The organism is Clostridium sp. CTA-19 (genome assembly GCF_054767855.1).
Map to the genome: position 1 here is coordinate 62,879 of NZ_BAAABH010000014.1, position 24,866 is coordinate 87,744.

19 protein-coding genes are annotated in these 24,866 nt (G+C 26.7%); 18 read left to right on the plus strand and 1 reads right to left on the minus strand.

Annotation, left to right across the window (positions count from 1 at the left end; translation table 11 throughout):
• Positions 1–4 precede the first annotated feature (4 nt).
• From ACYUE0_RS09535 to ptsP, 11 genes are all read left to right on the plus strand, one after another.
• Positions 5–1,243 carry an ABC transporter permease subunit gene (locus ACYUE0_RS09535; protein WP_460270346.1) on the plus strand — a complete coding sequence of 413 codons (1,239 nt, stop codon included), beginning with the start codon at positions 5–7 and terminating at the stop codon, positions 1,241–1,243.
• Between the two features lie 214 nt (positions 1,244–1,457).
• Complete coding sequence (locus ACYUE0_RS09540) at positions 1,458–4,067, plus strand: sigma 54-interacting transcriptional regulator (RefSeq protein ID WP_460270347.1); 2,610 nt, start codon at positions 1,458–1,460, stop codon at positions 4,065–4,067.
• A 278-nt stretch (positions 4,068–4,345) separates the two neighbouring features.
• Positions 4,346–4,597, plus strand: coding sequence for an HPr family phosphocarrier protein (locus tag ACYUE0_RS09545; RefSeq protein WP_061994522.1), 252 nt, complete (start codon positions 4,346–4,348; stop codon positions 4,595–4,597).
• A 121-nt stretch (positions 4,598–4,718) separates the two neighbouring features.
• Positions 4,719–5,627, plus strand: a complete 909-nt coding sequence (locus tag ACYUE0_RS09550) for an N-acetylglucosamine kinase (RefSeq protein WP_199870034.1) — start codon at positions 4,719–4,721, stop codon at positions 5,625–5,627.
• Positions 5,628–5,645: 18 nt separating this feature from the next.
• The gene (locus tag ACYUE0_RS09555; protein WP_061994520.1) at positions 5,646–5,957 is read left to right on the plus strand and encodes a PTS sugar transporter subunit IIB; all 312 of its coding nucleotides are present in this window, start codon (positions 5,646–5,648) and stop codon (positions 5,955–5,957) included.
• Between the two features lie 20 nt (positions 5,958–5,977).
• Entirely contained in the window at positions 5,978–7,309 is a 1,332-nt protein-coding gene (locus ACYUE0_RS09560; RefSeq protein WP_199870033.1) for a PTS sugar transporter subunit IIC, read from the plus strand.
• A 230-nt stretch (positions 7,310–7,539) separates the two neighbouring features.
• Positions 7,540–8,850, plus strand: coding sequence for a 6-phospho-beta-glucosidase (locus ACYUE0_RS09565; RefSeq protein WP_460270348.1), 1,311 nt, complete (start codon positions 7,540–7,542; stop codon positions 8,848–8,850).
• Positions 8,851–8,874: 24 nt separating this feature from the next.
• The gene (locus ACYUE0_RS09570; RefSeq protein ID WP_010296420.1) at positions 8,875–9,180 is read left to right on the plus strand and encodes a PTS lactose/cellobiose transporter subunit IIA; all 306 of its coding nucleotides are present in this window, start codon (positions 8,875–8,877) and stop codon (positions 9,178–9,180) included.
• Between the two features lie 16 nt (positions 9,181–9,196).
• Complete coding sequence (locus tag ACYUE0_RS09575) at positions 9,197–10,273, plus strand: DUF871 domain-containing protein (protein ID WP_460270350.1); 1,077 nt, start codon at positions 9,197–9,199, stop codon at positions 10,271–10,273.
• Between the two features lie 78 nt (positions 10,274–10,351).
• Positions 10,352–11,077, plus strand: a complete 726-nt coding sequence (gene nagB / locus ACYUE0_RS09580) for a glucosamine-6-phosphate deaminase (RefSeq protein ID WP_460270365.1) — start codon at positions 10,352–10,354, stop codon at positions 11,075–11,077.
• Positions 11,078–11,106: 29 nt separating this feature from the next.
• The gene (ptsP, locus tag ACYUE0_RS09585; protein ID WP_460270351.1) at positions 11,107–12,819 is read left to right on the plus strand and encodes a phosphoenolpyruvate--protein phosphotransferase; all 1,713 of its coding nucleotides are present in this window, start codon (positions 11,107–11,109) and stop codon (positions 12,817–12,819) included.
• A gap of 65 nt (positions 12,820–12,884) precedes the next feature.
• Here the strand turns inward: ptsP and ACYUE0_RS09590 are convergent, their stop codons facing one another.
• Positions 12,885–14,774, minus strand: coding sequence for a type I glutamate--ammonia ligase (locus ACYUE0_RS09590; RefSeq protein WP_061994513.1), 1,890 nt, complete (start codon positions 14,772–14,774; stop codon positions 12,885–12,887).
• A gap of 716 nt (positions 14,775–15,490) precedes the next feature.
• Here ACYUE0_RS09590 and ACYUE0_RS09595 point away from each other — a divergent pair.
• The 7 genes from ACYUE0_RS09595 to ACYUE0_RS09625 all read left to right on the plus strand — a co-directional run bounded on the left by ACYUE0_RS09595 (position 15,491) and on the right by ACYUE0_RS09625 (position 24,863).
• On the plus strand, positions 15,491–16,942 hold the full coding sequence (locus tag ACYUE0_RS09595) for an alanine/glycine:cation symporter family protein (RefSeq protein WP_199870028.1): 1,452 nt from the start codon (positions 15,491–15,493) through the stop codon (positions 16,940–16,942).
• A 174-nt stretch (positions 16,943–17,116) separates the two neighbouring features.
• Positions 17,117–18,388, plus strand: coding sequence for a 2-hydroxyacyl-CoA dehydratase subunit D (locus tag ACYUE0_RS09600; protein WP_460270352.1), 1,272 nt, complete (start codon positions 17,117–17,119; stop codon positions 18,386–18,388).
• A gap of 1 nt (position 18,389) precedes the next feature.
• Entirely contained in the window at positions 18,390–20,048 is a 1,659-nt protein-coding gene (locus tag ACYUE0_RS09605) for an acyl-CoA dehydratase activase (protein ID WP_199870026.1), read from the plus strand.
• A gap of 253 nt (positions 20,049–20,301) precedes the next feature.
• Positions 20,302–22,065, plus strand: coding sequence for an ABC transporter ATP-binding protein (locus tag ACYUE0_RS09610; protein ID WP_460270353.1), 1,764 nt, complete (start codon positions 20,302–20,304; stop codon positions 22,063–22,065).
• Positions 22,066–22,139: 74 nt separating this feature from the next.
• Entirely contained in the window at positions 22,140–24,263 is a 2,124-nt protein-coding gene (locus tag ACYUE0_RS09615; protein WP_460270354.1) for a radical SAM peptide maturase, CXXX-repeat target family, read from the plus strand.
• A gap of 4 nt (positions 24,264–24,267) precedes the next feature.
• Entirely contained in the window at positions 24,268–24,558 is a 291-nt protein-coding gene (locus ACYUE0_RS09620; protein ID WP_460270355.1) for a CXXX repeat peptide modification system protein, read from the plus strand.
• A 143-nt stretch (positions 24,559–24,701) separates the two neighbouring features.
• Positions 24,702–24,863 (plus strand): hypothetical protein, encoded by a 162-nt coding sequence (locus tag ACYUE0_RS09625; RefSeq protein ID WP_157450835.1) that lies wholly within the window; start codon positions 24,702–24,704, stop codon positions 24,861–24,863.
• The last annotated feature ends 3 nt before the right edge of the window (positions 24,864–24,866 follow it).

Sequence of the window (24,866 nt, forward strand, 5' to 3'; positions counted from 1 at the left end):
AGTTATGGGTGGATTAATTTTAAATGAATTTAATAAAATGAAATGTAAGAAAAAATTCATTATAGTTATATTATTAATATTTATACTGGAAATTCTTGCTTTATATGCATCAGTTAAAAATACAAATTCTGATAAGATAAAATTATATATAAATGAACCATCAATAAAACAACAAATGATGGATACTCAGTTTAGAATAGATGAGGTAAGTAAGATTCAAAATAGAGAAGAAAATTTATATAAAAAAGAGAATTTAGAAAAACAAATGGAAATATTGGAAAAGCAACAGAGTATAGCTAATGATATGAAATGTTCAAAAATTAAGTGGAGAGAGCTTTTAGAAAATGATTTAGAACTTATAAAAGAAAAGAAAATATTAGTTGAAAAAGAAGGAGTAAATGACGTTATTGAGGAAGTAAATAGAGAATTTCTCTATAAAGATTATTGCCTAAATAGGAATGTAAAATATGAAATAGATAAAAAACCGACAGCATTTTATAATTATCCTTCTGTTATATATTATGTTCAAAGAATATTTTTACTTTTAATAGTAGCAATATTTGTTTGTGACATAGTTTCAAATGAAATGGATGCAATGACAATAAAAGTACTTTTATCAAAACCAGTTTCAAGGAGTAAGATATTGTTATCAAAGTTTTTCACTGCAATATTAGTTACGAACATGATTATTATAGGAATACAATTTTTGGGGTTTTTGGTGTTTGGAGTTTTATATGGTTTTGGTGATTTAAGTACACCATTTTTAGTAGGAGGTAAATATAGTATAGATTATAATTTAATTTCTAATGGAAAAAGGGCAATATCATCAATTATAGGAAGTAGCTATATAATGCCGGCATGGAAAATTATTATAAGCATGATTTTAGCTCAAAGTATTTTAGTAACGGCAACCATAAGTTTTTGTTTTTTAATATCAACTATATGCAAAAATAGTATAGCATCAACATCAATAGGCTTTTTTTTACTAGTTATATCATTTATAGTAACTTTTAATTCGACAGACATATTTTCATCCCGTTTACGCCCAAGTATAATCCAAAAAATATTACCGTATGTGTTTGGATCATATTATGACACTTTTTCTATTTTTACGGGACAATTAGCTAAAAGTATGTTGAATCCAATAGCAACAATTGAGTGTTTCACAATAATTTCTATTTTGTGGATAGTGATTTGCTATACTATATCAAATTATATTTTTATTAAAAGAGATATAATATAATTATAAGGTGAAAAATTAAATTTATAGAAGTAGTGGTAAAGTTGAATTTAAAATTTAGCTTTGCCTTTTTAATATAGATAGGGGGAGTTATTTTGGGGTAAAGGAAATTGTACTAAGCGCAGTAGTTAATAATTATAAGAAAAACAATGTAGGAGTATCGGCAATAGATATAAGTAATAGTTTAAAAATGAATAGGGCGAATGTTAGTAGATACTTGAATGAATTAGTAGAAGAAGATAAGCTTGAAAAAATTCATGGAAGACCTGTTTTGTTTAAGTTTAAAGATGAATTGAAGAAAACTTACAATTATAATGTAGAAAATAAAAATTCTTCTATTGATGAAATAATAGGAGCAACTGGCAGTTTGAAATTATCGTTACAACAGGCTAAAGCAGCAATTATATATCCACCTAATGGACTGCATACTTTAATATTAGGAGAAACTGGTGTAGGAAAATCTTATTTTGCAGAACTTATGTATACTTATGGGATTGAAAGTAAGAGGTTTAATAATAAGTCACCATTTATAACATTTAATTGTGCTGATTACGCAGATAATCCTCAGTTACTTATAAGTAACGTTTTTGGAGTAAAAAAAGGAGCATATACTGGAGCTAATAATGATAGGGAAGGATTACTTAAAAAAGCAGATGGAGGAATAATATTCTTAGATGAAGTTCATAGATTACCACCACAAGGTCAAGAATTGCTTTTTACATTTATGGATAAAGGTTATTTTAGACCTTTAGGAGAAACAGAAAAAGTTATTAAAGCATCAGTTCAAATTATAGCAGCTACCACAGAAGACCCAAGCTCTAATCTACTTAAAACTTTTGTGCGAAGAATACCTATGACTATTACTTTACCAACGTTAAAAAATAGAGGGGTAAATGAGAGATATAAGCTTATAGAGTTATTTATAAAAGAGGAATCAAAGCGAATTAATAAAAATATTTATATAACTCATAAGGCATTAGCTGCATTTTTAAGTTATCAGTGTTTAAGTAATATAGGGCAATTAAAAAGCGATATACAGTTAGCATGTGCAAAAAGTTTTTTGAATTATAAACTAAATAAAAAGAAATATGTATTGATAACTCAAGAAGATGTTTCAAGTGAAGTAAAAAAAGAATTGTTAGATACTAATAATTATATAAAAAAAGTATATGACGTTTTGAAAATTAAAGGGGATGTTATTAGTTTTTATTATAAAGAAAATGATGAAGAGACTATTGAAAATTATATAAAAATAGAAGATGATATAGATTTCTATGATGGAATAGAAAGAAAATTTATTGAATTGAAAAACAAAGGACTTGATGAAGATGAAATAAATGAAATAATAAATATAGGTATAGAAAGTCACTTTAAAAGCTATGTTGGACAAGTTCCTAAAGAGGCAGAGAAAAGCAGTGTAAAAAAAATAGTAGGTGAAGAAATATTAAATTTAGTAGATTATATCCTAAATTTTGCAGAAAAAAAATTAAAAAGAAATTATGGTGAAAATATATATGTTGCATTTGCATTGCATATTAATGAAACAATAAAAAGAATAAATAAAGGCAAGAAAATCTACAATCCTAAATTAGATTTTATAAGGGCTAATTATAATAATGAATTTTTAGTTGCTATGGAAATTACTAAAAAAATAGAATGTAATTTTAAAATTCAATTACCATTAGATGAAATAGGATATATTACATTATTTTTAGTTAAAAACTATTTATATTTAGAGCAAGCTGCAGATGAAAAGGTAAATATAGTTTTAGTATTGCATGGAGAAAGTACTGCTACAAGTATGGCAAATGTTGTAAATGAACTAATAGGGGTAAATCACATAATACCTATAGATATGCCATTAAATATGGAAGGTGAGAGAATATATAGTATTGTAAAGGGAATCGTGGAAAAAATAGCAAATGACAAAGGAACATTATTGTTAGTTGATATGGGTCCCTTAGTAAATTTTGCAGATATGATATATGAGGAAACAGGCATAATTGTAAAATCTATAGATGGTGTTACTACATCAACAGTTATAGAAACATGCAGAAAAGCTATCTTTTGTGAGTCTTTAGATAGTATTTATAAAGCCATTGTAAATAAAACAATTTATGATAACAACATGGATACTAAAATGAATTTAAATAAAGAAAACATTATAATAACAGCATGTTTTACTGGCGATGGTGCAGCAGAAAGATTAAAAAGAATCATTAAAGATAAGATCCATATAGATAAAAACGTAGATATAATTTCAATGAATATAATAAATAGAATAGAGTTTTTAACTGCTATAGATTATTATAAAGAAAATTATAATATAATTGCTATTGTAGGAACAATACCTATTTACATTAAGGATATATTGTTTATATCTGCTATTGAAATATTGCAAAAAGAGGGTATTAAAAAGTTAGAGACTCGCTTAAAAGAAGAAAATATTTATAACAATATTAGTGAAACATTAAAAGAACATTTGGTAGTTAAAGATTGTCATCAACTTTTAAATATTGTAAAAAGTGTTATTGATAAAATAAAATGTGATTTATCAATAGAAATCATGAAGGAAGTAGAGTTAGGTGTTGTTCTTCATATATGTTTTTTGGTTGATAAATTAATAAAAGGTTATAATGAAACTAAATTTGAATTGATTGATGAGTTTAAAAAACAATATAGTAGAGAATTAGTACTTATAGAAGAAGCTATAAAACCATTAGAAGAAATTTATGAGATAAAAATTGGAATGAATGAATTAGCATATATTTGTAAAATGTTTTTGTGCAATAGCAAAGAAAGTCCTTTTTCATTATCAACAACTTAATTAATATATTAAAATAGAAAGGGTTTAGAATAATTAATATAATGGATTTAGGGAGAAAAATTAACTTTAAGTGTAATGTTTTTTAAAAAATATTACACAATAAAAACTGTGTAATATAGTGTGCAGGTAAAAATACACACTAATTACACAGTTTTTATTTAGTTATTAGCACAATAAAAGGGGTATGGATAATATTTCTAATTTAAAAGTTGGCATGCATATTGCTTTATATATAAGTGTAAATAAAAGTTTGTTTTGATAAATGAAAGGAGAAAATAATGAAAAAATTAGATATTGTTATAAAAGATAAAGTTGGGCTTCATGCTAGACCGGCAACTAATTTAGTGAAAGTGGCTCAAAACTTTAAATCTAATATAGATATAGAAAAAAATGGAGTGAAAGCTAATTGTAAAAGTATAATTGGAATATTAAGTATAGGTGCATCTATGGGAGAAACTATTTCATTTATTATAGAAGGTGAAGATGAATTAGAAGCATATGATTCTTTAAAAGAACTATTTTATAATTAAAAAATTTTATTTTAAACTGGGTAAACTAGGCTTTGAATATTTTGAAAATTTAAAATATTTAAAAACAATTCAGAGTTTATTTGCTATAAAATATTAAAATTTAAAATAAAGGGAGGGTGGTATGAGTTATTATCTAGGAATCGATGGTGGAGGAACAAAAACTGTTGCAATACTTAGTAAAGATGATGGAACAATTGTTGATACAGCGAGAATGGGACCTACTAATTATAAAGGAGTAGGAATTGAAAAAACAAAGGATGAATTTTGGAGTATGTTTAAATACTTTTTTTCAAGGGATAAAGTGTCACTAAAAGAAATTAAATCACTATGTCTAGGTGGTGCAGGAGTGGACTTTGAAAAAGATAAAGAAATTTTAAAAAACATTTTCTATTCCTTAGGATATAAAAATAAAATTTTAATTTATAATGATTCAGTTACAACTTTGGTTGGTGCAAATGGTGGGAAAAAGGGTGCAATTTTAATTAGCGGAACAGGATCAGTAGCTTATGGAATAGATTTAGATAACAATCCTATTAGAGTAGGTGGATGGGGACATTTTATAGACGATTTAGGAAGTGGATTTGCAATTGGAAAAGATGCATTATCTAAAATAATGGAGAGTTATGATGGAAGGCGTAAACAAACTATACTTTGGGAAAAGGTTAGTACAAAATTACAGATAAAGTCTCATGATGAACTTATTTCTTATATATATAATCCTAAAACTAATAAAAATAACATAGCAGAAATTGCAGTTATTGTAATTAATTCTTATCTAGAAGATGATGTGGCAAAAGAAATAATAGATAAAGCTGTAGAAGATTTATTTATTATTGTTAAAACTCTTTCTGAAAAAATGAATTGTGATAACTTTCCTTTAAGTTTTAGTGGTAGTGTGTTATTAAAATCACCTTTAATAAGAGAATTATTAGAAAAAAGAATAAAAAAAGAGTTGCCTCAAATAGTAATTCATGATTCTTATAACGATGGGGCATACGGAGCTTTAATATTAGCACTTGAAAATAGTTAAAATTTGGGGGGGAGAAATATGAAAAAAATCATGCTGGTATGTTGTGCTGGAATGTCTACTAGTTTATTAGTAGAAAAAATGGAAAAGGCTGCGGCAAAAGATAATATTAATGTTAAGATATTTGCTGTAGGGGAAATAGACCTTAAAAATCATATGGATGTAGACGTTGTTTTATTAGGACCACAGGTAAGATATCTTTTAAATAAAATTAGAAAAACTATGGAGCCAAAAGGAATACCAGTGGATGTAATCGATAGTATGATGTATGGCACCATGAATGGTGAAAAAGTATTAAAAAAAGCTATGGAATTAATAAATAATAGTAAATAGGTTGAAATAGGAGGTTCACTATGAACAGTTTTTTAAATAAAATGGAAAAATATTTTGTACCTATTGCAGGTAAGTTAGGCTCGCAAAGACACTTAGTAGCAATAAGGGATGGATTTGTATCTATAATGCCGTTGGTAATTGCTGGAGCTTTTGCAGTTTTAATAAATGGATTACCTATACCAGTATATCAAAAATTTATGGCTAGTGTATTTGGCGAAACATGGACTGTGTTTGGAGGAAATATATGGACTGCATCTTTTGCAATAATGTCTTTATTAGTAGTAATAACAATAAGTTATCATTTAGCTAAATCTTATGATGCAGATGGAGTAATTGCTGCAGTAATGGCTTTAGGCTCTTTAATAATGTTAACAAATCCAACAGAAGATGGTTCAGGTATACCATTTAAATGGGCTGGCGGAACTGGTTTATTTGTAGCAATTATAGTAGCTTTAGTAGTTACAGAAATATTTGTTAAGTTCTCTAAATCCGAAAAATTAATAATAAAAATGCCAGATGGAGTACCACCAGCAGTTTCTAAATCATTTGCAGCTTTATTCCCAGTGATGATTACAGTTGCAGTTATATCAATGATAAAAGTATTACTAGGTTTAGTTGGTATTACTGATATTCAAGCATTAATTTATGATGTGCTTCAAAAACCTCTTGCAGGAGTAGCAAATACTTTAGGGTCAGCAATAGCTATTGTATTATTTAATCATATCGCATGGTTCTTTGGACTTCATGGTTCCAATATATTAGAGCCAGTTATGCAAGCGATATATCTTCCAGCACTTGATGCAAATATAAAAGCTTTCCAAACAGGTGCAGCTATACCTAATATAGTTACAAAACCTTTCTTTGATTGTTTTGTATATATGGGTGGATCAGGTGTAACTATTTGCTTAATAGGTGCAATTTTTATAGCTTCTTATAGAAGAAAAAGCAAAAACAAAGCTTACCAAAGTATGGCTAATATATCAGCAGCACCAGGCATATTTAATATAAATGAACCTATAATTTATGGATTGCCAATAGTTTTAAATCCTATATTCTTAGTACCATTTATATTAGCACCGTTAGTTTTAACTATTATTAGTTATTTAGCTATAGCAAGTGGAATAGTACCACCAACAGTAGCGATGGTTCCTTGGATAACACCACCAATTATCAGTGGATGGCTTGTTACTGGTGGATCTTTAATGGGTGTATTACTTCAAATAATAAATTTAACAATTGGTTTATTAATATATTATCCATTTATAATAATGGCAGAAAGAATAGATGCAAAAAAATCCTTAACCAATACTGCAAAAATTGAAAATTCTAAAGACAAAAAATTAGAAATTTAAATATTATTAATTTGGAGTATAAGGCTGTTATTTCTTTATACTCCAAATTTAAAAAATAAAGTTTAGTATTAGGAACATAGTGATTGATAATCACAACAATTCTTAATTATTCATTTGATAAATGAATAACTTTAGAATTTAGTTTAGAACTCTATATAGTAAAATGTAGAAATATTGAAAAGAGGATTAAATATTTGTTAATACAATAAGAATTAGATGGAAGTGAGAAAATGAAGGGCATAAAAATGTCAATAATAGGAGCAGGTAGTAGTTATACACCAGAACTTATAGAAGGGATTATTAATAAAATAGATGAATTACCAATAACAGAAATAGTTTTGATTGACATAGAAACAGGTAGAAAAAAATTAGATATAATATTTAACCTTACAAAAAGAATGCTAAAAAAAAGCACTATAAATATAAAAGTTTGGACAACCTGTAATAGGAAGGAAGGAATAAAAAATTCAGATTTTATAATTAGTCAAATAAGAGTTGGAGGACTAAGGGCTAGAGAAAAAGATGAATTAATATCATTGAAAAATAATTTAATAGGTCAAGAAACCACAGGTGCAGGTGGATTTGCCAATGCACTGAGAACGATACCAGTTATGCTAGATATATGTAAAGATATTGAACAGGTAGCTCCAAATAGCTGGTTGATTAATTTTACAAATCCCGCTGGAATTATAACTGAGGCAATTATGCAATATACAAAGGTCAAAGTTATTGGGCTTTGTAATGTTCCATATAATATGAAAATCAACATTAGCAAAATACTTGAAGTTGAAAATGAAAGATTAAATATAGATTTTATAGGGCTCAATCACTTGGTTTTTGGCAAAAAAGTATATTTAGACAATATGGATATAACAAAAAAAGTAGTTGAAATTTTATGTAGCGGTAAAAGTATAAATATAAGCAATATACCAGATTTAAAATGGGATGAAAGTTTTTTAAGAGCGATGGGTATGGTGCCATGTCCTTATCATAGATATTTTTATATGAAAGATAGAATGTTAGAAGAAGAATTAAGTAGTTTCAAGAAAAACAAAAGTACCAGGGCTATACAGGTTATGGAGATTGAAAATAAGTTATTTGATATATATATGATGGAAAATACAAAAGAAAAACCTAAAGAATTAGAATATAGAGGTGGTGCATATTATTCTACTGTAGCTATTTCACTTATAAATGCTATATATAATGATAAGAATGAAATTCATACAGTAAATGTAAAAAATAATGGGGCTATTAAAGAGCTACCAAAGGACTCTGTTATAGAAGTGAATTCAATAATAAATAAGGATGGTGCAATACCTTTAGATGTTGGAGAATTAGATGAAAAAATAAAGGGGTTAATAATATCTATAAAAAATTATGAAAGGTTTACTATAAAAGCTGCAGTGGAAAAAGATTATGATTGTGCACTGCTTGCACTTATAAATAATCCGTTAGTAGGTTCTATAGAGAAGTCTAAAGCTGTATTAGAAGATATATTTTTAGAAAATAAGAAATATTTACAAGGATTTAATATATAATTATTCAAAATTAGGAGGACTGTTATGGAAGAAATTATAATAAATTTAATATCCTGTGGTGGAGAAGCAAAAAGCTTTTCCATGGAAGCTATAAGCTATGCTAAGGAAGGGGAATTTGAAAAAGCTAAAGAAGCATTGAAAAGTGCAGAAGAAAGTCTAACAAAAGCTCATGTTCAACAAACAAAACTTATACAAAGTGAAGCTCAAAATAATAAAATAGAAGTATCCTTACTTATGGTTCATGCTCAAGATCATTTAATGAATGCAATAACTGTTAAAGATATGGCTGAAGAATTTATTGATTTATATGAAAAGATTTACTTGAAATAATGGAAGGGTGAATTAAATGAGAAGTTTGGGGATATCTGTATATCCTGGAAATGCAACTATAGATAGATATATAGAGTACTTAGAATTAGCATCTAGTTATGGATTTTCAAGGGTCTTTACATGTCTTATTTCTACAGATGATAGTCATATACTTCAATTTAAAGAAATAACTAAGGTGGCAACAAAACTTGGTATGGAAGTTATTGCAGATGTAAATAAGGATGCATTAAAAAAGATAGGTATAAACTATAAAAATCTGGAACAACTACATGAATTGAATTTAACTGGTATAAGATTAGATGAAGGATTCGGTGGTGTTGAAGAATCCTTAATGAGTTTTAATAAAGAAAATTTTAAAATAGAAATTAATATGAGTAATGGAACAAAGCAGATAGAAAATATATTAGCTTTTCAACCTAATAAAGAAAATATAATAGGATGCCATAATTTTTACCCTCACAGATATACAGGGCTTTCAAGAAAATATTTTATCAATTGTTCAAAGGTTTTTAAAGAAAATGGAGTAAGGACAGCAGCTTTTGTAACTTCCCAAAATGGAGAATTTGGACCATGGCCTGTAAATGAAGGACTTTGTACGCTGGAAGAACATAGATTTTTACCAATAGAAGTTCAAGCAAAAGATTTATTTAACACTGAATTTATAGATGATGTAATAATAGGAAATTGTTTTGCAACAGAGGAAGAACTTAAAAAGTTATCTAACTTAAATAGAAATTTGGTAAGTTTAAAAGTAAATTTATATGAAAATATATCTTATATTCAAAGGAAAATCCTATTAGATGAAGAACATTTTAATAGAGGAGATGTTTCAGAATATATGATAAGATCTACTCAAAGTAGAGTTAAATATAGAAATGAGTACTTTGAGCCTTTAAATATTAGAGAAATAAAAAAAGGAGATATATTAATAGAGAGTTCTCTTTATAAAAGATATAGTGGCGAACTTCAAATTGCATTGAAAGATATGGAAAATAGCGGCAAAACTAGTGTAGTTGGTAGAATAGCAGAAGAGGAAATATACCTTTTAGATTATATAAGGCCATGGCAAAAGTTTAAATTTGAAGAAAGCTAATTATATGCTAGATAGGTGAATTTTCAATGGGCATTAAATTAGAAGAGGCAAAACAAAGTGACAGAAAGGTTGGAAAATATGAAAATTATTACAACAGAAGATTATAATGAGTTAAGTGAAAAGGCAGCTAAGATAATAGCTAGCAAATTGATTTTAAAGCCTAAATCAATTCTTGGGTTGGCTACTGGGTCAACTCCTATAGGAACATATAAAGAGCTTATTAGATTATACAACGAAAAAATTATTAGTTTTAATGAAACCATAACTTTTAACTTAGATGAGTATTATGATTTAGACTATGAAAATGTTAATAGCTATCATTATTTTATGAACAAGAATCTTTTTAGTAGCATTGATATAAAAAAAGAAAATATCAATATTCCAAGCGGATTAGCAGAAAGTTTAGAAAAAGAATGTGAGAGCTATGAAAGTAAAATTGAAAGTTGTGGAGGAGTAGATATTCAGATTTTAGGAATAGGAAGAAATGGACATATTGGATTCAATGAACCTCATTGTAAATTTGGATCTACAACTCATGTTGTATCACTAGATGGAGATACAAGAAGAGCTAATGCTAGATTTTTTAGAAATATAGAAGAAGTGCCTAAAAAAGCTATTACTATGGGAATAAAAACTATAATGAATGCTAAAGAGATATTACTTTTAGTGTCAGGTGAAGATAAAAGTAAAGCTATCTATGAAACTGTATATGGAAATGTAACAGAGAGTGTTCCTGCATCTGTACTTCAATTACATCCAAATGTTACTGTTATAGTGGATAAAAAAGGTGCAAAATTTTTATAAAATGCTCATAATTATTAGGTGGTGATATTATGGAGGGTATAGGAGTATCTAACGGTATTGAAATTAGTAAAGTTTTAATAAAAGATGTAAAAGAAGAAATACCTAGATATAGTATAGAAGATATAAGTGCTGAAATATTAAGGTTTAAGTCTGCTGTGGAAGACAGCATAAAAGATATAGAAAATCTAATATTAAATGAAAAATTAGCTAAAGAAGAGATGGAAATTTTTGATGCACATATATGTATGCTTAAAGATGAAGAGTTTTTACGATTTGTTGAAGAAAAAATAAAAACAGATAAAATAAATAGCGAATGGGCATTAGAAAAAGGAAAACAGTTTTTTGTTGAGCTTTTTAATTCATTTGATAATGAATACTTTAAAGAACGAAGTATTGACCTTATAGATATAATTAATAGAGCTACAAATAAGTTGTTAAAAAAAGAAGAATTAAACTATGAAAAAATTGAAGGTAAATTTGTTCTTGTAGCTCATGATTTAACACCATCTGAAACAGTAAAGATTGATAAAAATAAAATAATAGGATTTATAACAGAGATTGGTGGGAAAACTTCTCATGTTGCTATAGTAGCAAGAATGTTAGGTATACCTGCTATTGTTGGGGCAAAAAATATTTTAAGTATGGTAGATAATCAGTCTATTATAGCTATGGATGGAGGTAATGGACAATTTATAATAAATCCAACTCAATATGATATAGAAAGTTTTAACGAAAAGAAAAAAATAATGCACATTGAAGAAAATTTAGACAAAGATTTTTTAGATAAAATACCTTTATCTAAAGATATGAAAAGATTTCAAGTAGCGTGTAACCTTCAAGTTCCTACTCAATTAGATGAAATAGTAAAGAATAATGGTGAAGGAATAGGGCTTTTACGAAGCGAATTCATATATATGGATAGAAAAAATGCACCTACAGAAGATATTCAATTTGAAATATATAAAGATATAGCTGTACAAATGAAAGAAAAACCTGTTATTATCAGAACATTGGATGTAGGGGGAGATAAAGAAATTTCGTATCTTAATATACCTAAAGAGGAAAATCCGTTTTTAGGACTTAGAGCTACAAGGTATTGTTTAAAAGAAAAAAAATTCTTTAAAACCCAATTAAGAGCAATTTTAAGGGCTAGTAATTTTGGAAAAGTAAAGATAATGTTTCCTATGATTTCATCTTTAAAGGAAATAAGAGAGGCTAAAAATTTACTTCAGGAGTGTAAAAAAGAGTTAGATTACGAAAAAATAAAATATGATGAAGATATAGAAATAGGAATTATGATAGAAGTACCATCAGCAGCAATAATTTCTGATATTTTAGCAAAAGAGGTTGATTTCTTTAGTATAGGTACTAATGATTTAATTCAATATACTGTTGCAGTAGATAGGTTAAACAATAATGTTTCAGACTTGTATAGTAATTACAATTTAGCAGTTTTGAGACTCATAAAAATGGTTATAGAAAATGGACATAAGAATGGAATATATGTTGGTATGTGCGGTGAGGCTGCTAGAGATGTTAATTTAATACCAATATTTATGGCAATGGGACTGGATGAATTTAGTGTAAACCCATCATATGTATGTAGAGTTAAACGATACATGTCCAGATATGATATATATCAATGTGAAAAGCTTTGTAAAAAAGTATTGTCATTAGAGACAGATGAGGAAATAGAAATAATTTTAGAAGAATTTAAAAATGAAAATCAAAATAAGAAATAACTATAGGGAAGCAAAAATAGCATGCTATTTTTGCTTCCCTATTATAATATTTAAAATAAATTTCTTTATAGTTCAATTAAATTTTGTTTATATTTATTATATAAACTTTTTAAAAGTGAAATTTTTTCATCTAATTCTATTTGTAAATTAGAAACCTCATCTAAATCATAATCATTAATTGAAGTTTTAATTTTAGTAAATAATGAGGAATTTTCATCATTATCTTTCATAATGTAATTTCTTAAGCTTTGAATATTTTCCCAATTAGTAACATCAATCTTAGAATCTTCATTATGATTTAGTTTTTTACAGTTACGTACTACCTTTATATATTGAGGAATTAGTCGTCCAGTAAGCTCATTTAAGTATCTTTCTGTAACACCCATTCTATAACTATTAATAATTTTATCATTTAGTATAGTACCACAATTAATTGTTGAAACTTTACTTTTATTATCAAAAGATTTTAAGTTTTCCAATACTGTTTTTGGTGCTTTGCCAAAGTATTTTTCAAGTTCTTCTTTTGAGTAATCTGTAAAGATGTTATTTTCACTTCTATATTTACGGTTATTTTCTAAATAAGATGCCTCTTCACCATATTCTTTTGAAATTTCCATCAATAAATCTTCAGTAGTTTTATTATTTTTAATAACATATGTTAATCCATCTAACATAGATAAAATTGATGCACTTGTAGTTAAATAACTATTAGTGTGAGGGCATGGAGATCTTAGTTCAAATCTTGTGCTATAAGGATTGTCTTCCTCTCGAATAAGAGCTAAAAGAACCGTTCTATTTCTAGATGGCATATCTTTGTTTAAACCTAATGAAGTACATGTACAAACAGGGGCTTCAAATCCAGGTTGTAATCTTTTTATAGAATCAATAGAGTTAGATACAAATGGATTTATTATATCATAATTTTTTAAAATTCCCATTAAAGCTCCATAACCAAGGACACTCATAAAATCTTTATTACTATGGAATAAGTTTATTTTTTCTCCATTTTTTAAATGTAATAGTACACCAATATGAAGATGCTTACCACTACCAGCAATATTATCAATTGGTTTTGCCATAAATGTAACATCTAATCCATTTTTTCTGAAAGTTTCTTTTACTAAATTTCTAACTAAAAGATCATTATCACAACAACTTATAGCATCACTATAGGTCCAATCAATCTCTAATTGTTCCATTATGTGAGTTAAAGATCCTGTGGTTGTAAGTTGAGCTTTTACACCGCCAACTTCTTTATGTCCCATTTCAGGGTTAAGTCCATATTTCTCAAGAAGTAAAAGAGATTTTTCAAGTGATGTTCTTACAGAACCTTTAGTTCTTTTCCAATATTGTTCTTTCAGAACTTCAGAAGTACAAAGTTCTTCAACATCTGCAAGTTCATTTGGTGTTTTAACCCAAAACTCTAATTCTGTAGCCAATGTAATGTTTACATCTGCTATATCATAAAATTTTATTCCAAAACAATCAAGAACATTAGAAGTTTCAAATAAACTTATTAAAGAATTTTTAAAATGTTTTAAAGTGCTTTTTAAAACGCTTCTTGAGTCAACAGCAACACCTTCATGGAATAGAAGAGATGGTATTGTTAGTGTTCCTACAGGAAGATTTGTAATTTCATCAATATGTTCATAATTATAGTCTATGTACCAACTGCAATTTAAATCAACTTTTATATCTACTTGTGCGTTGTTAAGAGTAGCTATGCCAGGCAGATTAACTGAAGAACCATCAGTTTTTACAGCGATTCCATCTAGAAATTTGTCTAAATCATTTAAAAATAAATTTACAGGTATTTTTTCATCTATATCATTAAAAAGTAAATCAATTCCACATAAAGAAACAAATTTTATTTCTGGGTGAGCCAAAAGAATATTTTTGATGTTTTGTTTGCTGTGCATTTCCTTTGGTATTGTATAAATTAAATTATTTTTCATAAAAAAACCTCCGTATTAAAATTGTTAATTGCTAATAAAAAATAAATTATATTATTTACTCAAAATTTATTTATAAAAAAGAGAACATAGAAAAATGTTCCGACAATTAAATATTATTTAAATATAAACAATATTTAAAATTTAAATTGTATAATTGATATTTAATTTAAGTGCTTGGACTATATTCTCAAAAGTAAAATTTGAAATAAATAGGAAATTAGCCTTTACAATATTTTTAATAATTATAAAACACGAAATATAAAAAGTAAATACAAAAAGGAAAAAATATTTATTTTAATTAAAAAAACATATAAAATGAATGAAAAAAAAGTAAAATTTCTCATTGGTCTATTTATTTCAATTTAAAACTTTTTCATCTTCTAGAAATGAGTGAAAAATGAAATATTTAAAATAAAAACAATCATATAAAAATGCATTAAAAACAAAGAAAAAATCGAAGGAAAACAACTAAATCTATAAAAATATTCGCTATTTAAAATTATTAATATATTTTAATAAAGTTTTATAAAATATAAAAAATGTTTTAAATAAAATCACAATTTTCGGAATATAGATTTATTAAGCTGTAAAATTAATATAACTTCATAATAAGAACAATTTAGTTACTAGAATTATTCTTATTATAGAGTTTAAAGATGATAATTAGTATAATGTCTAATAATTTTATGGTTGAATAGTGCAAAGGTGGGGATTAAATGGAGGAATTTATTCAAAAGGCTGTAAGCTTATTGTGGGGAACTCCTTTAATAGTAACAATTCTAGGTACAGGGCTATTTTTTACTGTAGCTTCAGGTTTTTTTCAAATTAGGTTTTTTAAACACATAATGAAAGAAACTTTTGGAAAATTAATTAAAAAAGACAAAACAAGTAAAGGTGAGAAGGGAATTCTATCACCATTTGAAGCAATAAGCATAGCCATAGGAGGAAGTGTAGGAGTAGGTAATATTGGTGGTGTAGCTACAGCAATAGCTGTAGGTGGACCAGGTGCTGTATTTTGGCTGTGGGTAGCTGCACTTTTAGGTACTATAATAAAAATGGTAGAGGTTACATTAGCTGTTCATTATAGAACTATTGATGAAGAGGGGAATCCTTATGGAGGTCCATCTTTTTATATGGAAAAAGGTCTAGGAGAAGAAAAAAAACTCAAGTTATGGATTGTTCCTGCAATATTATTTGGTGGAGGAATATTATCAACATTTTTTATAACACTTCAGAATTATACAGTATCTGAGGCTATATCAAGTACTTTTGATGTTAGTATGATATTAGTGGCATTTATTTATGCAATTTTAGTTTATATAATGATTAATGGTGGTATACCAGGACTTGGGAAAATAGCTAGTAAAACAATTCCATTTATGTGTTTATTTTATATAGTTTCAGGGTTATTTATAATTTTAAAAAATATAACGTTTTTACCAGAAACAATAGCATTAATATTTGAAGGTGCATTTACAGGCACTGCAGCTGTAGGTGGATTTGCAGGGGCTGCTTTTATGCAGGTTTTAAAAATAGGTATGTCAAGATCGGTTTACAGCAATGAAGCTGGATGGGGAACATCTCCTATGATACATTCAACAGCAAAAACAGATCATCCGATAAGACAAGGCTTTTGGGGCGCTTTTGAAGTCTTTGTTGATACAGGGATAGTATGTACTATAACGGCATTGATAATAATAATAACTGGAAATTGGTGTTCCGGTGCAACAAGTGCTACATTAACACTTTCAGCTTTTGAATCTGGAATGGGATACTTAGGCAGAGTGATTTTAAGTATAGGGGTATTTTTGTTTGGAATAACAACTACAACAGGATGGTACACATATTATGAAATTCTTTTAAGACACGCAAGTAAGGATAATGTAAAAGCGAAAAAAGCTATATTAAAATTTTATAAATATTGTTATCCAATACCAGGATTTTTAATGGTTGTGATGGCGGTAGTGAAAGGATTGCCAGGACAAATAGTATGGTTATTTGGTGATTTTACATCTGCTATACCTACATTTATAAATGTTATAGTAATATTGATTTTAAGTAAGAGATTTTTTGAATTATTAAAGGATTATAAGGCTAGATATTTAGGTATAGGAAAAGTAGATCCAGATTTTAAGCCGTTCTATGAAGACAGAAAAAAAGAAAAATAAAATTAGAAAAGTAAAAGGCAATTTTAAAATTGCCTTTTTGTTATGAAAAATTAGAGTAGAAGTAATATGGAATTTAGAAATTATTAAGTGTAAAAAATTTTATATCAAGAAGGGGAAAGGTTAAGTGTAAAGAATATAATATATATATTATTATTTTATTTATGAGGGGATATTATGAATTTATTTGAAACTTACAGCAATTTAGTTTGCGATAATATAGAAAATAACCCGAGAAAAAGCTTTGATGTTCTTAAATTAGGATATTGGGTAGAAGGAAATATTTTAAGTAAATTTAAAGAGAAAAGTTTTTTACCATCTCAAAAATATTTAACAAAGATATCAATGGACTTTATCTTGCAAGCTATGAATGATAATGATAATTCTGCCATAGTAAATATATTTACACCATGTGAATTCCTACATGCTATGAATATAACACCTATGTTTATAGAGGGAATTTCATCATATATTTCAGGCGCAGATTGTGAAAGAGGGTTTATTGAATTTATAGAAAATGCAGGGCTAAGCGAAAGTTATTGTTCATATCATAAGACCTTTTTAGGAGCTAGTGAGTCTAAGGTTTTAAAAAAGCCCAAATGTGCTATAACTACAACTATTGCTTGTGATGCTAATATAAATACTTTTAGGAGGATATCTAAAAGTTATGATATTCCTAAATATATTATAGATGTACCTTATAATTATTCAAATGAAAGTATAGAATACGTAATCATTCAATTGAAAGAGCTAGTTACTTTTTTAGAAGATAATTTTAAACGTAAATTAAATGAGGAAAAACTTAAAGAAGTTATTGTTAGAGAAAATAAATGTTTAGAATATTATGATGAATTTTTAAAAGAACTTAAAATGAAGTATTATCCAAATACATTAACATTAGAGATGTATAGAATATTTGTAACACATGTTTTTTTAGGACATTCAAAATCACTAAAATATTATAAAATGCTTGTGGATGACATAAAATTTAGATGTGAAAAATGTAGTGGAAACAGAATTCTTTGGACACATTTAATTCCGATTTACTCAAAACCATTAAAAGATATATTTAACTTTAATTTAAGTAACCAACTTGTAATATGTGATTTTAACTTTAATAATATTATAAAATTAGATAGCAATAAACCTTACGAATCAATTGCAAAAAAATTGATTTTAAATAAGTTTAACGGTGCATATGAAAGAAGGGCTGGTAATATATTAGACTTTTGTAACAAATTAGATATAGATGGAGTTATAAATTTTTGTCATATGGGATGTAAGCAATCTTTAGGTGGAGCTAATTTATTAAAGTCTAAACTTGAGGAAAATAATATTAAAACATTAATTTTAGATGGAGATGGTATAGACAAACGTAATTCTCAAGAAGAACAGATAAGAACAAGAGTTGAGGCTTTTCTAGATATAGTAAAGGCGGTGAAAAAATAGAATGATAGGATATGTTTGTAAATATACACCTAAAGAAATATTTGAAGGTTTTGATATGCATTGCACGGAATTAAATTCTTCTGTGAATGATTTTGAAACAGCACATACAGTAGGTCATAATAATTTATGTAGTTATTCTAAAGCTATAATGGAAAATATAAAATTACTTAAGATAAAAGAAATAGTTTTTATGAATTGTTGTGATTCATTAAGAAGAACAAAAGATATATTAGATAAGGATAAAAAAGTAGAGTTTTGTTATATTATAGATTTACCTAAAAAAATAAATGAATATTCTATAAATTTATTTAAAGATGAACTGTTAAAGTTTATAAAAGCATATGAGGATTTTTCTAAGAAGGATTTTAATATTGAAAAATTCAAAAATCAGTTTAAAGAAGTTAAAGCAAAAGATGAAGATGATTCATGTGTAACTATATTAGGAAATAGATTGAGTAAAGAAGATGAAAACTATATAAAAAAAATTTCATCTTTAAATGTAAGAAATTGTACATGCTCACAGACGGAAAATTTTTATTTAAAGATTAAAAATATAAGCAAATTAGATGAAATAATTTATTTATATAGCAAAGAAATTTTAAATAAAAATCCTTGTATGAGAATGGAGAATATAGAAAAAAGAAAAAATCTTTTAAAGGAACCTAATATTAAAGGGATTATATATAATACAGTTAAATTTTGCGACTATTATAATTTTGAATATGTTGATATTAAAGAAAAAGTTGATGTTCCTATAGTTAAAATAGAAACAGACTATACTAAAAGTTGTCATGGACAAATATCAACGAGGATTGAGGGATTGATGGAAAGTATGCACATTAAAAAAGAAGAAGTTAGTGAGAAAAAAATAAAAAGTGATATTTATGTATGTGGAATAGATAGTGGATCAACATCTACAAATGCAGTTATATTAAATGAGAAGAAAGAAATTTTAGGAGAAACTATTTTAAAAACAGGGGCAAAATCCTTAAACAGTATTAATATGGCACTAGAAGATGTTTTGAAAAATGCAAACTTAAAAAAAAGCCAATTAAGTTTTATTGTGGCTACTGGATATGGGAGAATCTCAGTTCCATTTGCAGATGAAAAAGTAACTGAGATAACTTGTCATGGAAAGGGTGCAAATTTTTTAAACAAAAATATAAGAACTGTAATTGATATAGGAGGGCAAGATAGCAAGGCTATAAGAATAAATAGTAATGGAGATGTAGAAGAATTTGTAATGAATGATAAATGTGCTGCAGGAACAGGACGATTTTTGGAATTAATGGCAAGAACTCTAGATTTGGATTTAAATTATATGAGTGAAGTGGGAGTTAAATGGAATAAAGAACTTACAATTTCTAGTATGTGTAGTGTGTTTGCTGAATCGGAGGTTATAGCGTTAATAGCTCAAAATGAAAATATAGAGGATATAGTGCATAGTATAAATAAATCTGTGGCCTGTAAAGTATTATCACTTGTAAAAAGGATTGGATTAAATGATTTATTTATGATAACTGGAGGAGTTTCTAAAAATTATGGTGTAGTTTTGGCTATAGAAGAAAAATTAAACAGTAAATTAATAGTACCTAAAGAAGCACAAATATGCGGAGCTATAGGTGCTGCTTTAATTGGGTTAGAAAGAGTATTAAATTAAAATAAAAAGGCATTATTTCTTACATGAAATAATGCCTTTTTATTATTGTGAAATCCTGTTAACAATTAGGAAAAATATAATATTGCTTAATTGTATATGACTAACAGTGATATTAAAAAATTTAAAAGTTTATGAATCTAACTTATTTTATGTAAAAATTTTGTGAAAAGTAAAAGTTATAAAATAAAAAAAACTCTCATATAGTAAAAATAGCTGACAAAGAAGATAGACAAAAGCATGGAAAGGAGATCATATGAAGCTAAAAAATTTAGATAAAAATGATATTAACTTATTGAAAAAAGCATTTGTTTATTCAAACCCATATAGAAATTCATTAATAATATTATTTTTGTCTATTGTAGCAATAATATTATTAGGACTTATAAGTCCATATATGTATGGTCTTATAATATCCGCAATAGCTAAAAATGAAGGTAAAAATATATTTAAATATATTAGTATTTTAATAGTTACATCTTGTGTACAGCTAGTGGTAAGTTATTTTCAATTAGTTCAAGAAACATATATAAATTCAAATATAGTTAAAAACTTACAAAATGATATGTATAAAAAAATAATTAACTTTCCTATAAAAGCTTTTGATGAGATTCCTATAGGTGAGTTTATATCGAGATTGCAAAATGATTGTTTTACATTAACAAATATAATAACTGGTGATTTTATCGGTGTAATAATTGATGTTTTAAATGGATTAATTATAGGAGTTATTGTATTTAGTATTAATATAACGTTAGGAATAATAGTTATGGTAGCTTTTCCTATTTCATATTATGTTTTTTTATATTTTGGAAAAAAATTAAAAAATAAAAGCAGAGAACTAAAAAAAATAGGAGATGTATATATATCTAATATAAATCAGTCTTTTTCGGGAATTAGAGAAATAAGAGCATTAGGATTAAAAAAATATAATTTAACTCAATTTAATAATATTACTGAAAAAATAAAAGTTAAAGACATTGAAATGGCAAAGTTAAACGCTAAATCACAAAATATATCATTAGCGATTAATATAGGAACATCAATGGCGGTAATTGGAATTGGAAGTTGGTTTGTTTTAAAAAATAAATTATCATTAGAACTATTTATAGCCTTTATAGCTTATTCTAAACAATTTTCAGCAGCGCTTATGAATGTAACGAGGATGAACTCTAAAATTCAACAAGGGTTAGCTTCTTTAGAAAGAATATTTAGTTTGATGGATAACTTTAATTATAAAATACAGAAATTTGGACAAGTGAAATTAAATACTGTAGAAGGAAATATAAATTTTGAAAATGTAATCTTTAGCTATGATGATATAAATACTGTTATAGATAATATTACGTTTAAGACTGAACCTAATAAAAAACTAGCAATTGTAGGTAAAAGTGGCTCTGGAAAAAGCACTATATTAAGTTTAATTTTAAGATTGTATGATTATGATAATGGAGATATAAAGATAGATGGTATAAGTATTAAAGAATTAGATGAAGATTCAATAACAACTAATATTTCAATAGTTAGGCAGGAGCCCTTTCTATTTAATATGTCTATAAAAGAAAATATAAAAATAGGAATTTTAAATTGTACAGAAGATGAAATATACAATGCTTGTAAATTGGCGTATATTCATGACTTTATAATGAGTTTACCCAATCAATATGATTCTATAGTTGGAGAAAATGGAGTTAATTTATCAGGCGGACAAAAACAAAGGTTGGCTATAGCAAGAGCAATTATAAAAAAGTCAAAAATTTTATTATTTGATGAGGCTACGTCATCATTAGATAATCAATCACAACAATTTATAAAAAAAACTATAGATGTACTAAGTGAAAATAGAACAATAATAATTGTAGCTCATAGATTATCAACAATCATAGATTGTGATGAAATAATTGTTTTAAGTAATGGAAGGGTTGTTGGATGTGGTAATCATAAACAGCTAATAAATGAAAATATTTATTATAAAAAACTTTACGATGATGAAATAAAAAATATTAATGCAATTACTTAATATAATACGTAGTTCAAAGTAGTAAGCATAGTTGTTATTAAAACAGTTAAATAAAAAAATGGGGAGTGATGGAAATGGAGAATTCATCAATTAAGATGGGTCAATTAGAAAAAGCATGGAGAGGGTTTGATGGAAATGCAAAAACTATAACCTTTTCTGTAACTGAGGATTGCAATTTAAGATGTAAATATTGTTATATGTCTAAAAAAAACAACTTCAAGAAAATGTCTTTTGATACTGCAAAAAAAGCCGTAGACTATATATTAAATGATAGAAAAAATTTTAATTCTAGTTCAGTAGTTTGGGATTTTATAGGGGGGGAACCTCTTTTGGAAATAAACTTGATTGACAAAATTTCAGATTATATAAAGCAACAAATGTTTTTATTAGACCATCCATGGTTTAATTCATATAGATTTAGTATTTCCACAAATGGTTTATTATATGACTCTTCAGAGGTTCAAAGATATATAGAAAAAAACAGAAATCACATATCTATAGGAATAAGTGTAGATGGAAACAAAACAAAACACGATATGCAAAGAGTTTTTCCAAACGATACTGGTTCTTATGATGAGGTTGTAAAGAGAGTTCCATTATGGTTAAAACAGTTTCCAAAATCAGAAACTAAGGCTACTTTTGCCCATGATGATTTGCCGTATATAAAAGATAGTGTGATAAGTCTTTGGAATTTAGGAATTAAAACAGTGTCTGCAAATGTTATATTTGAAGATGTTTGGGAACAAGGTGATGATGATATTTTTGAAGCTCAACTTAAAGAACTTGCCGATTATATTATTGAAAATAAGCTTTGGAATGAATATTCAGTAAGATTTTTTGATCCTAAGATAGGGTTTCCTATAGATAAAGAAGCTAAAAAATCTAACTTTTGTGGTGCGGGAAAGATGTTAGCTATAAGTGCTGATGGAAAATATTATCCCTGTATAAGATTTGTAGATTTTACACTTAATAATAAAACCGGATTATGCATAGGTGATGTTGATAGTGGTATAAATTATGATAAATTAAGACCATTTAGTGTACTATCATTAGAATCACAAAGTCCTAAGGAATGTGTAGATTGTGATGTAGCTAGTGGATGTGCATGGTGTACAGGGTTTAATTATGATAGTGCAGATACTAATACAGTTTATCAAAGGGCTACGTTTATATGCAAAATGCATAAAGCTAATGTAAGAGCAAATAAGTACTTTTGGAAAAAATTTGAAAATACTACAGGAATAGAATCAGAACGTAAAAAAGCTAATAGAACATACTATAGAAAGCCAAAATATTTACAAATAATGATGTCAGATAATGTAACGCCACATTGTGGATATAGAAATTTAAAATCAGAAAATAAATTTACAAGCGATGAAACATTAAATAAAGCTTTTAAATTTGCTAAAGAAAATGATTTTGATACGGTGATTTTAGGTAAGAGTAAGAGTAATATGCAAGCATTATCTATTATTGGAAGTGAGGAAAAGAAAAATCAAGGATATAACATAATAGTATATGATAATAATTCTAAAGTGAAAAATGATTGTGGTGATATAGCTATTTTACTTGTAAATAAAGATAATATTGATAATATAAACAATATGTTTTCGGAATTATGTGAAGGTTACAAAAGAATAAATTTAATACTTGAAAATATAGAGGAATGGGGTAAGGTGGAGTTAGAAAAATACAAAATGGAATTAGAAAAGCTAAAAGAAAATATAATTATACAATATAAAGATGGATTAGAGCCTAAGTTGAATATATTAACAGATAGAATGAATAGAGAAGATATGTGTAATTGTACAGCTGGAGAGGATACTTTTGCATTAGCACCAAATGGGAAAATATATATATGCCCAGCATTTTATTATGATAATCCAGAAAATTTTATTGGTGATCTAGAAAAGGGGATAAATATTAAAAATAATCATTTAATGAAATCTGAAACTGCAGGAATATGTCAGCAATGCGATGCCTATCAGTGTAGAAATTGTAAATACTTAAATAAAAAATTAACTAATGAATATAACATTCCATCTAAAATCCAGTGCACAATAAGTCATTTAGAAAGAAACATGTCAAGAGAAATACAAAATGAGCTTGTTAGTCTTGGGGTTTTAAAGGATTGTAATCTTATACCTAAAATAAATTATTTAGATCCGTTAGAGAAAATATCTAAAAAAGGAGTTTAGCAAAATGATAAAATTAGGAAATATAAATGAAGATGAAAAAAGAGAAATTCTAATTATATATGAAAGAATAATGGGATTAAAAGAACTTAGTTTAACTTTAGATACATTTAAAATAACAGATTATGAAAAGAAAGGTTTTCAAAATAAAATAGATATAGAAAAGGAAAAAGCGAATTCTAAATATAATATATGGTGGAGTGAAAAAATAGATAAATATAAATGGGAATCATGTAAAAACAGTAATTGGACAATAGACTTTATTACGAATGAAGTATTTTTAATAGAAAAGCAATAACTTAAATATTCTTTATATTTATTAAAGGAGGTGATCAGGTAAGTAGTAAAACTTAATTTGTAACTTTGGACAAATTTATTATTAAAAACAAAAGTAAAATTAGTTTTTATATAAAAAGATTCAAATTAAAAGGAGGATTTTTTATGAATTATTTATTTGAAGAAAATAAAAAAGATCAACCGTTAGGATCAGATTGTCAATCTTATTGTATGCAATCATGCAGCTATGAATGTGGTAGAGGATGCAAAGCACATTGTGATATGGATTGTGCTGACCAATGTAGACGTGGGCCAGGAATGATGTAAAAA

Coding starts and splice junctions, on each gene's coding strand:
- ACYUE0_RS09535 (WP_460270346.1), top strand. CDS start 5: ATGGGTGGATTAATTTTAAATGAATTTAATAAAATGAAATGTAAGAAA.
- ACYUE0_RS09545 (WP_061994522.1), top strand. CDS start 4,346: ATGAAAAAATTAGATATTGTTATAAAAGATAAAGTTGGGCTTCATGCT.
- ACYUE0_RS09550 (WP_199870034.1), top strand. CDS start 4,719: ATGAGTTATTATCTAGGAATCGATGGTGGAGGAACAAAAACTGTTGCA.
- ACYUE0_RS09555 (WP_061994520.1), top strand. CDS start 5,646: ATGAAAAAAATCATGCTGGTATGTTGTGCTGGAATGTCTACTAGTTTA.
- ACYUE0_RS09560 (WP_199870033.1), top strand. CDS start 5,978: ATGAACAGTTTTTTAAATAAAATGGAAAAATATTTTGTACCTATTGCA.
- ACYUE0_RS09565 (WP_460270348.1), top strand. CDS start 7,540: ATGAAGGGCATAAAAATGTCAATAATAGGAGCAGGTAGTAGTTATACA.
- ACYUE0_RS09570 (WP_010296420.1), top strand. CDS start 8,875: ATGGAAGAAATTATAATAAATTTAATATCCTGTGGTGGAGAAGCAAAA.
- ACYUE0_RS09575 (WP_460270350.1), top strand. CDS start 9,197: ATGAGAAGTTTGGGGATATCTGTATATCCTGGAAATGCAACTATAGAT.
- nagB (WP_460270365.1), top strand. CDS start 10,352: ATGAAAATTATTACAACAGAAGATTATAATGAGTTAAGTGAAAAGGCA.
- ptsP (WP_460270351.1), top strand. CDS start 11,107: ATGGAGGGTATAGGAGTATCTAACGGTATTGAAATTAGTAAAGTTTTA.
- ACYUE0_RS09590 (WP_061994513.1), bottom strand. CDS start 14,774: ATGAAAAATAATTTAATTTATACAATACCAAAGGAAATGCACAGCAAA.
- ACYUE0_RS09595 (WP_199870028.1), top strand. CDS start 15,491: ATGGAGGAATTTATTCAAAAGGCTGTAAGCTTATTGTGGGGAACTCCT.
- ACYUE0_RS09600 (WP_460270352.1), top strand. CDS start 17,117: ATGAATTTATTTGAAACTTACAGCAATTTAGTTTGCGATAATATAGAA.
- ACYUE0_RS09605 (WP_199870026.1), top strand. CDS start 18,390: ATGATAGGATATGTTTGTAAATATACACCTAAAGAAATATTTGAAGGT.
- ACYUE0_RS09610 (WP_460270353.1), top strand. CDS start 20,302: ATGAAGCTAAAAAATTTAGATAAAAATGATATTAACTTATTGAAAAAA.
- ACYUE0_RS09615 (WP_460270354.1), top strand. CDS start 22,140: ATGGAGAATTCATCAATTAAGATGGGTCAATTAGAAAAAGCATGGAGA.
- ACYUE0_RS09620 (WP_460270355.1), top strand. CDS start 24,268: ATGATAAAATTAGGAAATATAAATGAAGATGAAAAAAGAGAAATTCTA.
- ACYUE0_RS09625 (WP_157450835.1), top strand. CDS start 24,702: ATGAATTATTTATTTGAAGAAAATAAAAAAGATCAACCGTTAGGATCA.